The organism is Xanthomonas phaseoli pv. dieffenbachiae (assembly GCF_008639345.1).
Classification (GTDB): Bacteria; Pseudomonadota; Gammaproteobacteria; order Xanthomonadales; family Xanthomonadaceae; genus Xanthomonas; species Xanthomonas phaseoli.
In genome coordinates, this window is record NZ_CP041380.1 from 2,717,424 (window position 1) to 2,732,428 (window position 15,005).

General features: G+C 65.1%; 15 protein-coding genes and 1 pseudogene. 8 read left to right on the plus strand and 8 right to left on the minus strand.

Annotation, left to right across the window (positions count from 1 at the left end):
- Nucleotides 1-44: 44 nt before the first annotated feature.
- From FLG15_RS12425 to FLG15_RS12465, 8 genes are all read right to left on the minus strand, one after another.
- Nucleotides 45-380, minus strand: a complete 336-nt coding sequence (locus FLG15_RS12425; RefSeq protein WP_057677895.1) for a hypothetical protein — start codon at nt 378-380, stop codon at nt 45-47.
- A 189-nt stretch (nt 381-569) separates the two neighbouring features.
- On the minus strand, nt 570-1,010 hold the full coding sequence (locus FLG15_RS12430) for a ClpXP protease specificity-enhancing factor (RefSeq protein WP_057677896.1): 441 nt from the start codon (nt 1,008-1,010) through the stop codon (nt 570-572).
- 78 nt (nt 1,011-1,088) lie between these two features.
- Nucleotides 1,089-1,724, minus strand: coding sequence for a glutathione S-transferase N-terminal domain-containing protein (locus FLG15_RS12435; protein ID WP_017159210.1), 636 nt, complete (start codon nt 1,722-1,724; stop codon nt 1,089-1,091).
- 405 nt (nt 1,725-2,129) lie between these two features.
- The gene (locus tag FLG15_RS12440) at nt 2,130-2,888 is read right to left on the minus strand and encodes a cytochrome c1 (protein ID WP_057677897.1); all 759 of its coding nucleotides are present in this window, start codon (nt 2,886-2,888) and stop codon (nt 2,130-2,132) included.
- Nucleotides 2,881-4,140 (minus strand): cytochrome b, encoded by a 1,260-nt coding sequence (locus FLG15_RS12445; protein ID WP_017156168.1) that lies wholly within the window; start codon nt 4,138-4,140, stop codon nt 2,881-2,883. Before FLG15_RS12445 ends, FLG15_RS12440 begins: the two co-directional genes overlap by 8 nt.
- Entirely contained in the window at nt 4,140-4,784 is a 645-nt protein-coding gene (gene petA, locus FLG15_RS12450; protein ID WP_011347774.1) for a ubiquinol-cytochrome c reductase iron-sulfur subunit, read from the minus strand. Before petA ends, FLG15_RS12445 begins: the two co-directional genes overlap by 1 nt.
- Nucleotides 4,785-5,289: 505 nt before the next feature.
- The gene (locus tag FLG15_RS12460) at nt 5,290-6,273 is read right to left on the minus strand and encodes a lytic transglycosylase domain-containing protein (protein WP_057677898.1); all 984 of its coding nucleotides are present in this window, start codon (nt 6,271-6,273) and stop codon (nt 5,290-5,292) included.
- 192 nt (nt 6,274-6,465) lie between these two features.
- Nucleotides 6,466-7,431, minus strand: coding sequence for a helix-turn-helix transcriptional regulator (locus FLG15_RS12465; protein ID WP_057677899.1), 966 nt, complete (start codon nt 7,429-7,431; stop codon nt 6,466-6,468).
- Nucleotides 7,432-7,596: 165 nt separating this feature from the next.
- Between FLG15_RS12465 and FLG15_RS12470 the strand changes: the two are divergent.
- The 8 genes and pseudogenes from FLG15_RS12470 (at nt 7,597) to FLG15_RS12505 (ending at nt 14,995) form a co-directional block, all read left to right on the plus strand.
- Nucleotides 7,597-8,189: pseudogene (locus tag FLG15_RS12470) on the plus strand (glutathione S-transferase family protein).
- 39 nt (nt 8,190-8,228) lie between these two features.
- Nucleotides 8,229-9,683, plus strand: coding sequence for a tRNA (N6-isopentenyl adenosine(37)-C2)-methylthiotransferase MiaB (miaB, locus tag FLG15_RS12475; RefSeq protein WP_057677900.1), 1,455 nt, complete (start codon nt 8,229-8,231; stop codon nt 9,681-9,683).
- A 423-nt stretch (nt 9,684-10,106) separates the two neighbouring features.
- Complete coding sequence (locus tag FLG15_RS12480) at nt 10,107-11,090, plus strand: PhoH family protein (RefSeq protein WP_057677901.1); 984 nt, start codon at nt 10,107-10,109, stop codon at nt 11,088-11,090.
- A gap of 1 nt (nt 11,091) precedes the next feature.
- Nucleotides 11,092-11,640, plus strand: coding sequence for a hypothetical protein (locus tag FLG15_RS12485; RefSeq protein WP_057677902.1), 549 nt, complete (start codon nt 11,092-11,094; stop codon nt 11,638-11,640).
- A 97-nt stretch (nt 11,641-11,737) separates the two neighbouring features.
- Complete coding sequence (gene ybeY, locus FLG15_RS12490; protein WP_008571323.1) at nt 11,738-12,223, plus strand: rRNA maturation RNase YbeY; 486 nt, start codon at nt 11,738-11,740, stop codon at nt 12,221-12,223.
- Nucleotides 12,223-12,741, plus strand: coding sequence for a hypothetical protein (locus FLG15_RS12495; RefSeq protein WP_057677903.1), 519 nt, complete (start codon nt 12,223-12,225; stop codon nt 12,739-12,741). The genes ybeY and FLG15_RS12495 overlap by 1 nt, the downstream gene beginning before the upstream one ends.
- A 95-nt stretch (nt 12,742-12,836) precedes the next feature.
- Nucleotides 12,837-13,715, plus strand: coding sequence for a CorC family transporter (locus FLG15_RS12500; RefSeq protein WP_057677904.1), 879 nt, complete (start codon nt 12,837-12,839; stop codon nt 13,713-13,715).
- Nucleotides 13,712-14,995, plus strand: a complete 1,284-nt coding sequence (locus FLG15_RS12505) for a lipoprotein N-acyltransferase Lnb domain-containing protein (RefSeq protein WP_057677905.1) — start codon at nt 13,712-13,714, stop codon at nt 14,993-14,995. Before FLG15_RS12500 ends, FLG15_RS12505 begins: the two co-directional genes overlap by 4 nt.
- Nucleotides 14,996-15,005 lie beyond the last annotated feature (10 nt).

Here is a 15,005-nt window from a genome sequence, read left to right on the forward strand (position 1 = left end):
CGGTTGGCCGTTCCAGCAGTCGCGGCACTCCACAGCCGGCCGCGTCATTCCAAGGCCGTCGAATCCGGAACGGGCTCGTAGCCATTGCCCCTGCCGCTCAGCCAGCACAACTGCAGCTTGCCCTCTCGACGCAGCTGCGCCTGGGCGAACAGCGACAACGGATCCAGCAGGTCGGCATCCTTCAATAGACGCGACTTGCCGGCAACGTCGATGCTGAGAAAATGCGCCTCACTCGGCGTATCGATGTAACTGCGCGCAACCAGACAACGCTCGCCATCCACGAAGCGATAGATGTCGTACTCGTACACGTAGGCGTCGTCGAGCGCGCCGGACGCATCCGGCGCGCTGCAATCGACATGACGGGTGCGCTCTACGTGCAATCGAACCCTCCACTTGCCGAGCCTGCAGGTCATATGCTCGCCGCTTTCACCGCAGCTCATGGAACCTGGGGCGCCATCACCGGTCGCCGTGGACGGTACGCGGCAACCTTAGCTTACGGATGGTCCCTGCCGATTCCGGTCACGGGCTGCACTCGCCTTGCGGCGGCGCAAACCTGTGGTGCGCTGTCCTTATTTCACCACGCGAAGATGCGGGCGCTTGCCGCCGCTGGGCGGTTCGTCCGGCGTCGGCGCGCTCGGCGGTGGCGTGCCCGGATCGGGCGGCTCGCTGTTGGTGCCGGGAATGTCGTCCGGCAGGGCCATGCCCTGCCCGGTTTCGCGCGCATAGACCGCCAGCACGGCGGCCATCGGCACCATCACCGGGTGGCTCACGCCACCGAAGCGCGCAGTGAAGCTCACGCTTTCGTTGTCCACCTGCAGGCCAACCACGGCACGCTCGGCGATATTCAAGACGACGCGACCGTCCTTGACGGCACTGGCAGGCACCTGCACACCGGGCAAGCCGGCATCCACCAAAACGTGCGGCGTCATGCCGTTGTCGTTGATCCATTCGACCAAGGCCCGCAACAGGTACGGGCGATGGCTGGTCATGCGGGGGAAATCTTCGCTCATTGCGTCATTTTACCCGCACATGGCCCGTCGCGGCGGCCACGCGATCGGAAGTCGGTCTGTTGGCATACAGCCGTCGCATCAGCCCGGCAGATCGCGCAGCTTCTTTTCCTGGTCGGTGAGGCTGCGGATGAAGCCCGGGTTGCGGAAGATCCGGTTGCCGTAATCCTCGATCGCCTTACCGTCCTTGGGCAGGCTGATTTCCAATGCATCCAGTCGCCAGATGATCGGCGCCATCGCGCAATCGGCCAGACTCATTTCCGGATTGAGGAAGAATTTGCTGGCCTTGAACAACGGCACCGATGCGGTAAGCAGTTCTTTCAGGCGCTTGCGGCCGGCCTCGGCCTGCGTCTTGTTGCCGAGCTGGATCGCCTGTACTTGCGGCACCCAGTCATGCTCGATGCGCAACATGGCCAGGCGCAGACGCGCGCGCGAGAGCGGGTCGACCGGCATCAGCGGCGGATGCGGATAGCGCTCGTCCAGGTATTCGCTAACCACCGACGCGGCGTACAGCACCAGGTCGCGTTCGACCAGCGTCGGCACCGAATGATAGGGATTGAGATCGATCAGATCTTCGGGAGGATTTTGCGGGTCGACCGCCACCAGGTCGTAGGTCACCCCTTTCGCCGCCAGGACCAGACGAACCCGGTGGCACAACACGTCGTCGTTGGACGAAAACAAAGTCAAGGTATTCCGCATACGCACACTCGTCGCCATTCAAGGCTCTCCGACGACCGGAATCCGCCGGCCGCATCGGCGCGGCCGGCCCAACGCCGACAGTCACCACGGTCTATCGAGTGTGCAATCACGTCACGCAAAAGCCAAGAGTGATAGGGCTTATTAATGTTCCGATAAGGCGGTTGTTGCGGCACTCCCCGAAACCGCAGCACGCGTGGGCGCTGCCACCCTGTTTCAGCGAGCGACGCAGGCGGCCCCGATAGAGATGCTGTCCGCCTGCCAACCATCGCCCCGCCCCTCTCCGTACGGGAGAGGGCAAGCGGTTCCCGTTGGCAGCGCCCGCAAGGCGCGGCGATCAGTGAGGTCTCCAAACACCTAGCCATGCCTGCCCTGCACTGCACTGCAAAGGTTCGCTCCCGCAGCCGATGACGGCCTGCGCAGCGCTCAATGCACGTCCTTCCAGTACTCCTTCTTCAGCAAGTAAGCGATGAAGGTAAGCAGCGCCAGGAACAGGACCACCCACACGCCCATGCTCTGGCGCTTCAATGCAGCTGGCTCGCCGGCGTACTCCAGGAAGTTGGCGATATCGCGCACGGTCTGGTCGAATTCCACCGGCGTCTGGCGCCCCGGCTGCCCCAGCTTCAATGCCTCTACCGGCTTGTCGCCGGTGGCCTTGTCGGCCGGGCCGAATTGCGCCTGCTGCAAGCCCTGCAACTCCCATAGCGGGTTGGGCATCGACGCGTTCGGAAACAGTTTGTTGTTCCAGCCCAGCGGGCGGGTCTGATCCAGATAAAACGACTTGAGATAGGTGTAGACCCAGTCCGTACCGCGCACGCGCGCAATCAAGGTCAGATCCGGCGGCGCCTTGCCGAACCACTTGGTCGCGGCATCGTGCGGCATGGTGCCTTCGATGTGTTCGCCGACTTTGGCACCGGTGAAGTTGAGGTTGGTCATGACCTCCTCTTCGCTCAAGCCCAGATCGCTGGCCATGCGCGAATAGCGCAGGTACTTCAACGAATGGCAGCCGGAGCAGTAGTTCATGAACAACTGCGCACCGCGCTGCAGCGATGCGCGATCGCTCAGGTCATTGCCGGCTTGCTGCACCGCCCCGCCTTCGGCAGCCACCGCACCGCCAGCGATCACCAGGCCGCAGAGCAAGGCGACCACGCGCGACGTCCATGACCTCACGTTCGAATTAGTCATGGGTCGTCACCCGCTCCGGCACCGGCTTGGTCTTGTCCAGCCGCGTCCACACCGGCATGGTGATGAAGAAGGCGAAGTACAGGAAGGTCAGCACGCGCCCGACATAGGTTTCATGCGCGTCGGTGCCGGGGCCGGAGCCGATCACGCCCAGCCAGACGAAGCACACCACCAGCACGCCCAGCGCCAGCTTGGAAATCCAGCCGCGGTAGCGCACCGATCGCACCTTGGCGCGATCCAGCCAGGGCACCAGGAACAGGATTGCGATGGCCGAGAACATCACCAGCACGCCACCGAGCTTGTTGGGCACCACGCGCAACATGGCGTAGTACGGCGTGTAGTACCACACCGGCTTGATGTGCTCCGGCGTCACCAACCGGTTGGCCTCGGTGAAGTTGTCATGCTCCAGGAACAGGCCGCCGAACGCCGGTGCGAAGAAGATGATGAAGGCCGCGATCAACAACAGGAAGCCGACGCCCACCAGGTCCTTGACCGTGTAATACGGATGGAACGGAATGCCATCGGCCGGCTTGTGCGCGTCCCAGCGATTGCCCTTCGGACCTTTCTTGATGTCCACGCCGTCCGGGTTATTGGAACCCACTTCGTGCAGCGCACCGATGTGCAGCACGATCAACAGCAGCAGCACCAACGGCAGCGCGATCACATGCAGCGCGAAGAAGCGGTTGAGCGTGGCATCGCCGGGCAGGTAGTCGCCCATGATCCATTCGGTCAGCCCGTTGCCGATCACTGGAATGGCACCGAACAGCGAGATGATCACCTTCGCGCCCCAGAAGGACATCTGTCCCCACGGCAGCACATAGCCCATGAAGGCTTCGGCCATCAGCACCAGGTAGATCAGCATGCCCAGGATCCACACCAGCTCGCGCGGCTTCTGGTAGCTGCCGTACATCAAGCCGCGGAACATGTGCAGGTACACCACGATGAAGAACAGCGAGGCCCCGGTGCTGTGCATGTAGCGGATCAGCCAGCCCCACTCCACGTCGCGCATGATGTATTCGATCGAAGCGAATGCATCGGCGGCGCTGGTCTTGTAGTGCATCGTCAGGAAGATGCCGGTGACGATCTGGTTGACCAGCACCACGATGGCCAGCGAGCCAAAGTAGTACCAGAGGTTGAAGTTCTTCGGCGCGTAGTACTCGCTGATGTGCTTGCGGTACATGGGCATCAGCCCGGGCGCGCGCTCGTTGACCCAATCGAACACGCCGTTGGCGGTACGGACCAGAACATTGCTCATCAGGCAGCCCCCGTGGTTTTGGCCGACGCACCGGCATCGTCAGGATCGACGCCGATCACCAAGGTGTTGTCGTCCACGTAGTGGTGTGGGGGCACCAGCAGATTGATCGGTGCCGGCACGCCGTCGAAGACGCGGCCAGACATGTCGAAGCGCGACTTGTGGCAAGGGCAGAAGTAACCGCCTTTCCACTGGGGGTCGTAAGGCTCGGGGCGGATTTCGGCGACCATCTCCGGCGAGCAACCCAGATGCGTACACAGCCCGACCAGCACCGAAATGTCGGACTTGATCGAGCGATATTCCGGGTTTTTCAGCACGTATTCCGGCTGCTGGTCCTTGTTCTCGGACTTGGGGTCCTTGAGCCGGTCGTCCAGCGACGGGAGCGCGTCGAGCATGGCCTTGGAGCGTTTGACGATCCAGATAGGCTGACCGCGCCATTCAAGGACCATGCGCTGGCCTTCCTGCAAGGCGCTGATGTCGGCGGTTACCGGTGCGCCAGCCAACTTGGCACGCGCACTGGGATTCCACGACTTCACGAACGGAACTGCAACGAATCCTGCTCCGACCGCACCGACCACGGCCGTTGTCGCGGTCAAAAACCGACGACGCCCGATATCAGCAGGTGCGTTAACCCCATCGTTGGCCATCCGGCTCTCCGATCTTGATTAGGTAGCGTGAGGCTGCCAACGGCTGGCGGGGGGTCCAGCCGCGATGAATCGACCGCAGTGTAGCGGAACGCTTAATGCACAGACAACGCAATGTACGCAGTCGGCCCTATGCGATGCAACGGCCGATGCAGACGGCAGCCGATTCGACGGAGTTCAAGCAGCATGGAAGGCGCATGGCTGTGACGTAGTGCCATTGCGTCGCCTGCAACCGCAATGCACGCGTGCGGCGGATGCGTGGGCATGGTGCAAGCGCAGCAAATACGCGTCCGCGACTCGCTGCGGACGCTGCAACCGAGGTCGCTGGTACACAAGCACTCGCCCCACCGCACGCTGCGCGGCGCCGTGGCGGAGATTCCCGACCGCAGCTACCAATACGTCAATCAGCGGTCCGGGCATGGATCGCGCAGACGCCTCGGGACTTGTGAGATGTCAGGAGCGCCGGCCGCGCCCGCCGGGCAGCTGCACAGTCGTTTTGCTAGCCGTTTTAGTTGGCTGCCGTGGCCTGGCCACGATAGCGGCCGGCCAAGACGCCCACGCGTTGCACGTAACGCTGGGTCTCGCTGTACGGCGGCACGCCGCCGTAACGGTCCACCGCGCCCTCGCCGGCGTTGTAACCGGCAGCGGCCAGGGTCAGGTCGCCATTGAAGCGCTTCAGCAGCCAGGACAGATACTGCACGCCCCCGCGAATATTTTGCGTTGCATCATAGGCATCGCTGACGCCGAAGCGGCGCGCGGTGCCTGGCATCAACTGCATCAGGCCTTGCGCACCGGCACGACTGAGCGCAAGCGGGTTGTAGGCCGATTCGGCGTGGATGATCGCGCGCACGATCGATTCTTCCACCCCGAACTCGCGCGCCGCCGCTGCGATTTCCTGCTGGTACGCGTTGGTGTTGAGCCGGATCGCACCGAAATTCACCCCGGGCTTGGCACCGCAGGCGTAGCAGGTTTCGATGAAGCTGTAATGGATGGTGCGCAAGCCTTCGATGCTGGCGACCTGGCGCGGACGGGCGCTGGTGTAGTGACGCACGCCGTCCTTCATATAAGAGTAAACCTGCCCGCTGACGACCCGGCGCGGGTTGGTTGCTGCTGGCGCTGGCGGCGTGACGACCGAGACGGACGACTCCGGCAAGGCACGCGGAGCGGGTGCAGAAGCGACCTCGGCAACATGCCGTGGCGGCTGGCTGACCGGCTGACTGATAATGGTGGCGGGCGCGCCGCTGTCGATATTGGCCATGCTGTGCGCAGGGCTGATGGCTAGACGCCCGGCCGAAGGAGATGACGGCAGGCGGCGGGCCGAACGGTCGGGGGTATAGCTGCTGATGACGCTGCAGGTGGCGCCGCTCTGGCGCTTGCTCAGGTAGCTGGTGATGCCGTCAGCGTCGACGCACTTGTACAGCGTGCCGGCGCTGACCGGCGCAGCCGACAACGTGACGAGCATCAGCCCCAGCAATCTTGACATCCCCTTCATGCGCGGAGTGTCCCAGCTTGCCCAGGGCTTGCCAAGTGTCGGCCGGCGTTTGGAGCAGCCAGCAAAGCGCCCTGCGCAGCCGCCAGGCGTGCGGGACCGGTGCTCGAAATCCTCGAGTCTCCATCCCGCACTCCGATGACGAGCGCGCCGCCGGCCACCCGAGGACCGCTCGCGACGGCCTGGTGGCCGACCTCACTGCGGCAGCCGGTCCAGCTGCGTGTGCAACGCGTCCAGTGCCTGGGTCAAGGCGGACCGGGCTTCGGCCGGCGCAATCGCGTCGAACGGCAGGTCCAGCAACAACAGGTTGGCTGCCAGCGCGGGCATGCTCGGCGCCCCAAGACCCAGCCAGCAATGCGCGGGACCATCGGCCTGCAATGCACCCAGCCAGGGCGGGATGCGCGCGGCCAATGCCTGGACCGTGCCGGCCAGACGCACCCGCGCCCGGCACGGAAACGGCGCTTCGCCGATCGCCTTGCGCAAGAGCTGGAGTGGCTCTTCGGGCAATGCACGAGGAGCGAACCGCGCGCCGGTGGCGACCGCCTGATCGATCCGGTCCACGCGCAGGCTGCGCCAGTCCTGGCGTTCGCAGTCCCAGACCAGCAGGTACCAGCGCCGCCCGTAGTTCACCAGCAGTGCGGGCTCGACGTTGCGGGTGATGGCCGTACCCGAATGGCGCCGATAGTCCAGCCGCAGCGTGGTCCGATCGCGGCAGGCGGCCGCCAGCTGCGCGAGCAGGCCCGCATCGACCAGCGATTCCGTTTCGGCAGCCGGCATGCTGGCGATGGCGGCATGTGCGGCACTGGCGCGCTGGCCGCTGCGGCGCGGCAGCAGGGGATCCAGTTTGGCCATCACGCGTTCCGCAGCGGCGTCCATCCCGCGCACCGCTGGCGCGGCGGCGCGCAAGGCGACCGCCACGGTCAGCGCCTCGTCCTCTTCCAATAACAGCGGTAATGCCGCACCGCCCTGCCCCAGCCGGTAGCCTCCGCCGCTGCCGGGCGCTGCATGCACCGGGTAACCCGCTTCGCGCAGGCGCTCGATATCGCGCCGCAGGCTGCGCGGATGGATGTCCAAGCGCTCTGCCAGCGCGACACCGGACCAGCTCCGCCCGCCTTGCAGCAGGGAAAGCAGACGCAACAGACGGGCAGCAGTGGAAGCCATCACGCCACCGTATTGCGGACAGAAACTGTCCGCAAGTGGCCCGTAACATCGTGATACCCCGCCCTCACACCACCTGCTTCGCCACCGCAGCCACCCCGGAAGACCGCAATGTCCGACGACCGCCACGTCACCCTCTTCCACAACCCCCGCTCCCGCTCGCGGGGGGTGCTGGTCTTGCTGGAAGAGCTGGGCGCACGCTACAGCCTGCAGCCCATCGATCTGGAGAAGGAACAGCAGCGCACACCGGAATTCCTTGCGATCAACCCGATGGGCAAGATTCCGACCATCGTTCATGGCACCAGCGTGGTCACCGAACAGGGCGCCATCTATCAGTACCTGGCCGAGCTGTACCCGGAAGCCGGCCTATCCCCGGCGCCGGGCGATGCCGACCGCGGCGCCTACCTGCGCTGGCTTGCGTTCTACGGCTCGGCCTTCGAACCGGCAATCATCGACCTTGCGCTCAAGCGCCCCGCCCCGCCCCGCCACGCTCGCTCTCGCCTTATGCCGACGCCGACACGGTGCTGCAGGTGGTCGATGCGCAGCTGGCAAAGGGCGATTACCTGCTGGGCGAGCGCTGCAGTGCAGCCGATGTGCTGTGGGGCGGCGCCTTGGCGTGGATGGTGGACTTGGGCCTGATCGACCCGCCGGCCCCGACCCGCGCCTATATCGCCCGGATGGCCGCGCGCCCGGCAGTGGCGCGCGCCGACGCCGTCAGTGCCGGGCGCGCGCCCGCGGACGGCGCCAGCGCAAGCGGGTAAACTGCGCGGCTCTCTTCCTACCCGCCTGGAATAAGCGCCATGCCCGGGACACCCGTTTCCGACCTGTCCGCGGCCGCTGCCATGGACGCACCCGCCCTGTTGCCCTTGCCCGTCGCGCGCCCATCGGCACCTGCCGTAGTCCGCGGCAAGCTCTATATCAAGACCCACGGATGCCAGATGAACGAGTACGACTCGGCCAAGATGGCCGACGTGCTTGCCGCTTCCGAAGGCCTGGAGCTGACCGATAACCCGGAAGAAGCGGACGTGGTGCTGGTCAATACCTGCTCCATTCGCGAAAAGGCCCAGGAAAAGGTCTTCAGCCAGCTGGGGCGCTGGAAGGCGCTCAAGGCCGGCGGCAAGCCGGTGATCATCGGCGTCGGCGGCTGCGTGGCGTCGCAGGAAGGCGAAGCCATCGTCAAGCGTGCGCCCTACGTGGACCTGGTGTTCGGGCCGCAAACGTTGCACCGGCTGCCGGAACTGATTCGCGCGCGACGCGAATCGGGCAAGTCGCAGGTGGACATCAGCTTCCCGGAGATCGAGAAGTTCGACCGCCTGCCCGAGCCGCGTGCCGAAGGTCCGTCGGCCTTCGTCTCGATCATGGAAGGCTGCTCCAAATATTGCTCGTTCTGCGTGGTGCCCTACACCCGTGGCGAGGAAGTCAGCCGTCCGTTCGAGGACGTGCTGGTGGAAGTGGCGCAGCTCGCGGCGCAAGGCGTGCGCGAGATCAACCTGCTGGGCCAGAACGTCAACGCCTATCGCGGCGCATATGGCGCCGATGCAGGCGAGGCGGCGCAGTATGCCGATCTGGGTCTGTTGATTCGCACCATCGCGCAGATCGACGGCATCGGCCGCATCCGCTTCACCACGTCGCATCCGCTGGAGTTTTCCGATTCGCTGGTGGATGCCTACCGCGACGTGCCGCAGCTGGCCAACTACCTGCACCTGCCGGTGCAGGCCGGCAGCGACCGCATTCTGTCGGCAATGAAGCGCGGCTATACCGCGCTGGAATTCAAGTCGAAGATTCGCAAGCTGCGTGCAGTGCGCCCGGACATCTCGATCAGTTCGGACTTCATCGTCGGCTTCCCCGGCGAGACCGAGGCGGACTTCGAAAAGACCATGAAGCTGATCGAGGACGTGGGCTTCGACCAGAGCTTTTCGTTCGTGTATTCGCGCCGCCCCGGCACCCCGGCATCGGACCTGCAGGACGACACGCCGGAGGCGGTGAAACAGGCGCGTCTTGCGCGCCTGCAGGCGCACATCAACGCGCACGCGGCGAGCATTTCGCAATCGATGGTGGGCAGCGTGCAGCGCGTGCTGGTGGAAGGCCCCTCGCGGCGCGATCCGAACGAATTGACCGGCAAGAGCGAGAACATGCGCCCGGTGAATTTTCCGGGCAACCCGCGTTTGATCGGACAGTTCGTCGATGTGTTGATCACCGAGGCGATGAGCAATTCGCTGCGCGGCCGGATTCAACTGGACGACAGCGCACGATGATGGCGCGTGGGCGCTGCGCGATGCGGCGCCCCTTCAAGCAGGCCAGCCACGCGGCGAAGCGTGTTGCGCGCAATGGTCAAAATTTCGCCACACCTCCGTAGCGCCTTGCAACGCAAGGCCTCGTCTTACTTACCCACAGGCTTTGCCGAATTCGATCCACATCCTGTGTGGACAACCCTGTCGGCACTGGCGATTTTTTCACCAACTCCCCGGCAAACCTTGCGCCAGTAAGCGCGCCGCGTTTTATCCACAGCTTAGTGATGCGTGACTCCACAGCGCTTGTGGAAAACCTGCACGCGTCTGCGGACAGTCGCATCGCCGAGGTGCCGCGCCGCCCGCTGTGTTGGTGGGATCACATGCCGCGCGCTACCCTTTCGCTCCCGCCCTACCGACGCGCACCCAGGTGCGCTGTCCGATCCAACCATGAACGCACCTGCACATCGCGATTTCACCCTGGAACCGGAGGACATCGAGCGCCTGGCCAACCTGGCCGGTCCGTTCGATGCGCATCTGCGCCAGATCGAACTCAAGCTTGGCGTGGAGATCGCCAACCGCGGCAACGTCTTCCGGGTGACCGGACCGGAGCCGGCCATCGCCGCTGCCCAGTCGCTGTTGACCGCGTTGTACGACGAGGCCGCAGCCACGACGTTCGACACGCACGCAATCCACCTGCGGCTCAACGATGCCAACCTCGAGCATGTGGCCGAGCGCGCGTATCAGGCCCAGGATGTGGCGATCAAGGTCAAGCGCGGCACCGTGCGTGGCCGTGGTGCCAACCAGGCCAAGTACCTGCACGCGATCGCCACCCACGACATCAATTTCGGCATCGGCCCGGCCGGCACCGGCAAGACCTTCCTGGCGGTCGCAAGCGCGGTTGAAGCGCTCAACGAATCGCGTGTGCAGCGGCTGATTCTGGTGCGCCCGGCAGTGGAAGCCGGCGAAAAGCTGGGCTTTCTGCCGGGCGATCTCAGCCAGAAGGTCGATCCGTACCTGCGCCCGCTCTACGATGCGCTGTACGAAATGCTGGGCGTGGAAAAAGTGGTCAAGTTGCTGGAGCGCAACGTCATCGAGATCGCGCCGCTGGCCTATATGCGCGGCCGCACGCTCAACGATGCGTACGTGATTCTGGACGAAGCGCAGAACACCACCATCGAACAGATGAAGATGTTCCTGACCCGCCTGGGCTTCGGCTCCACGGCGGTGGTCACCGGCGACCTCACCCAGATCGATCTGCCCAAGCACGTCAAGTCCGGGCTACGCGATGCGATCGAAGTGCTGCGCGATGTGGAAGGCACCAGTTTCACGTTCTTCGAAGCACGCGACGTGGTGCGTCACCCATTGGTGCAGCGCATCGTCACCGCCTACGACAAGCGCGATAGCGCCGTGCTGCCTCCTGCGGCTAACTGACGTGCAAGGCCGCGCCCTCCTGCTTGGGGTGTGGTTGGTACTGGCTTGCCACCAACCTGCGCATGCGCAGGCACGCCAACAGGCCGACACGACCACGCGCGTCATGCTGCGGCAGCAGCTGGCCGCGTCCTGTGTCTCGCTGGCCGGTGCGCAAGCGACCATCCTGTTGGATCGGGCCGAACTGGAACGCCTGGCGTCGGAGACACCTGCAGCCGGTGCGGCGGCGGCCGATGAGGATGCGCGGCGACAGGCGCTGCTAGCCGCAACGCGAGCGCAGGCGCTCCTTGCCGCTACCGGCAAGGCGCACGACCGCTTCGGCTGCGCAGTAGCTCACGATGACAAGGAAAGTGCCGACACGCGCTATCTGGTTGGTCGCTTGCTGGAGCACGGCCAAGCCGCAATCTGGACCCAATCGCCACCGGGTTTCGCGCCGGTCCTGGAGATCAGGCGGGCCGACCCGCACTGCCAGAACGGGCCGATGGGCAGTGCGTTTTATCGTGTTGCCAACGGCGGCGCGCTTGTCCTGGTGCTGGTCGAGTGCGTTCGCTGATCCCGGACCGGGCGGCCAGGACGCACACGCAGGCGTCGCAGCAGGACGCCACTCGCGCGATACTGTCACCTCTGTCTGATCTGAATGCCGGTGTTCCATGACCAAGGGCCCTGTCCGCCTCGACGTTGCCGTCAGCTATGCGCTGCCGCGCGCCGGCCTGCCGTCGGCGGTGAGTTTTCGCAAATGGGTGGCCGCAGCGTTGAAGGGACGCATCCGCGAGGCCGATCTGGCGGTGCGCGTGGTCGACGAGAAGGAAGGCTGCTCGCTCAATCACCACTACCGCGGCAAGGATTACGCCACCAACGTGCTGAGCTTCCCCGCCGAACTGCCGGAAGGCTTGCCCAAGGGCATCAAGATGCCGCTGCTGGGCGACCTGGTGATCTGCGCGCCGGTGGTGGCGCGCGAGGCCGCCGAGCAAGGCAAATTGCTGGCGGCGCACTACGCGCACCTGACCGTGCATGGCACCTTGCACTTGCTTGGCTGGGATCACGAAGACGACAAGGAGGCCGAGGCGATGGAGCAACTGGAGCGCGAGATCCTTGCCGACCTCGGCATCGACGACCCTTACGCAGGAGAACACTGATGCGTTTCTGCATTGCCGGTGCCCTGCTGCTGTTGAGCGTGCCCGGGGCCTGGGCGCAGACCGCACCGGTGCGCCCGGACCTTGCCGCCTTGATCGAATGCCGCCAGCGTATCGGCGATTTCAGCGCATTGGCGCCGGTACTGGCCGACCCGCTCAAGGCGGTGGCGCTGGGCTGGACGCCGCTGGATCAGTCCAACCTGTTCATGACCGAATACACGCTCAACACGCCCATTCGCGTGTTCGGCCACAGTACCAATCACATCGCGTTTTCCGGCGCCAGCATCATGGCGATCCTGGACCTGCCCGATCCGCGCCCGCTGGCCAAGCAACTGGATCTGGAACTGGGCGTGGATAACGCCGAGAAGGTCATGTACGGGCGCGAGCTGGTCAGCGAGGACACCACCAACCCCAAGACCGGCGAGGCGATGATCGAATCGGTCGTGCTGAGCGTGACCAACGTCAAATCGCACCCGGGCAAGACCGTGGTCGGCTGCGGCTACAGCCTGGACCTGCCCTGAGCCGGGCCAGGCGACGGCGCATCCACAGCGCCTTGCCGGCTTCCTGCTAGACTGACGGCTAACGCCTGGTTTGCCGGGTGCCCTTCCCCGTCACGATGTCCGAAGACGACAGTAGCCAATCCCTAGAAACACCGGAAAAACGCCGTAGCTGGCTCGAGCGCCTCAGCGCTGCCTTCTCTGGCGAACCCCATACCCGCGACGAACTCGTCGCCTTGCTGCGGACCGCCGAACAGGACGGTCTCATCGCCGCAGACACCTTGCGCATGATGGAAGGCGCGATTTCCGTGTCCGAGCTCACCGTGGGCGATGTGATGATTTCGCGCTCGCAGATGGTCTCGCTGCCGGTGGAGGCGCGCTTCATCGACCTGATGAAACAGGTGGTCGAATCGGGCCATTCGCGCTTTCCGGTCCACGGCGAGAACAAGGACGAAGTGCTTGGCATCCTGCTGGCCAAGGACCTGTTGCGCGGCGTGGTGGCCGACAATGGCCCGGGCAACGTGCGCGAACTGCTGCGCCCGGCGGTGCTGATCCCCGAGTCGAAGAAGCTCAACGTCCTGCTCAAGGAATTCCGCCTCTCGCGCAACCACATGGCGATCGTGGTGGACGAATACGGCGGTGTTGCCGGGCTGGTCACCATCGAGGACGTGCTGGAGCAGATCGTCGGCGAGATCGACGACGAGCACGACGATGCCGAGGAAGAGAATTCGCTCATTGCGATCCAGGCCGATGGGCGCTATGTGGTCGATGCGCTGACGCCGATCGAAGACTTCAACGAACGCTTCGGCGCCGAGTTCCCCGACGACGAGTACGACACCGTGGGTGGGCTGGTCACCGATGCGATCGGGCACCTGCCCGAAACCGGCGAAGAGTTGACGCTGGGGCGCTTCGCATTCCGCGTGGCCAAGGCCGATGGGCGGCGCGTGCACGCCTTCCACGTCACCATTCTGCCGCCCGATCCGCAGGACGACGCTTGAACCAGCTGACCCGCAGTGCCTATACGGCGCCGCAGCGTGGTGGCGCCTGGCAGTGTGTTGCCCGCTGGGCACTGCTCCTGGTCACGCTGCTGGTAGCCCCGCTCGCAGTGGCCCAGGCCGTCCAAGGCAATGCCTCGCAGGAAGCTGCCCTGAGCGTTGCACCGGCGCCACGCGTCGGCGTGGTGACCATGCAACCGGGCGAAGTGTTTTTCGAACGCTTCGGCCACGATGCCATCGTGGTGGTCGACCCGCGCACGCAGCAGGCCACCTCGTACAACTTCGGCTTTTTCGACCCGAGCGAGCCGGACTTCGTACCGCGGTTTGCGCGCGGCGAAATGATGTACTACCTGGTCGCGCTGCCGCTGGACGAAGACCTTTCGCAATATCGCGATGCCGGGCGCGGTGTCAGCATCCAGTGGCTGGATCTGCCGCCAGACCAGGCGCGCGCGTTGGCCGACGGTCTGGCGGTGCGTAGCCAACCGGAAAACGCGCGCTACCACTACGATTACTTCATGGCCAACTGCGCCACCATGGTGCGCGACACGCTGGACCGTGCGATGGGCGGTGCGCTCAGGTCGCAGCTGGCTGGTCGTTCGCGCGGCAACACCTTCCGCAGCGAAGCGGTGCGACTGGCCTCCCCTGCGCCTTGGATGTGGCTGGGCTTCGATCTGGGCCTGGGGCCGTATGCAGACCGTCCGCTGTCGCGCTGGGAAGAGGCCTTCGTGCCGATGCGGCTGGCCGACAGCCTGACCCAGGTGCACAACAGCGCCGGTCGCCCGTTGGTGCAATCCACGCAGGTCCTGCTGCCGCATCGCATCGCGCCGGAGCCGGCCGAACAGCCGCGGCACTGGTGGCCGTGGTTGCTGACCGGGCTCCTCGTGGCCGCAGGCGTGCTGGCCCTGGGCCGTAGGCAGCGCCTGCTGGCTGGACTGGCGTTACCGTTCTGGCTGCTGTGCGCCATCGGCGGCGGCCTGCTGGTGTATCTGTGGGGTTTCACCGCGCATCAATCGGCGTGGGGCAACCGCAACCTGCTACTGGTCAACCCGCTGTGCGTGCTGCTGTGGTTCGGCGGCATACGGCTGCAGCTGGGCCATCGGCCGGGCCGCTGGTTCAACGTGCTGTCCTGGGTGGTGGCGGCCTGCGCGCTGGCGGCGCTGGTGATCCACTGGCTGTCCTTCCAGGCGCAGGACAACCTGCAATGGGTGATGCTGTTGTTGCCGATCCATACCGCACTTGCCATTGCCCTGCGACCGCGTGACCTGCCCGTCCGTATGCGCTGACCCGAGGATG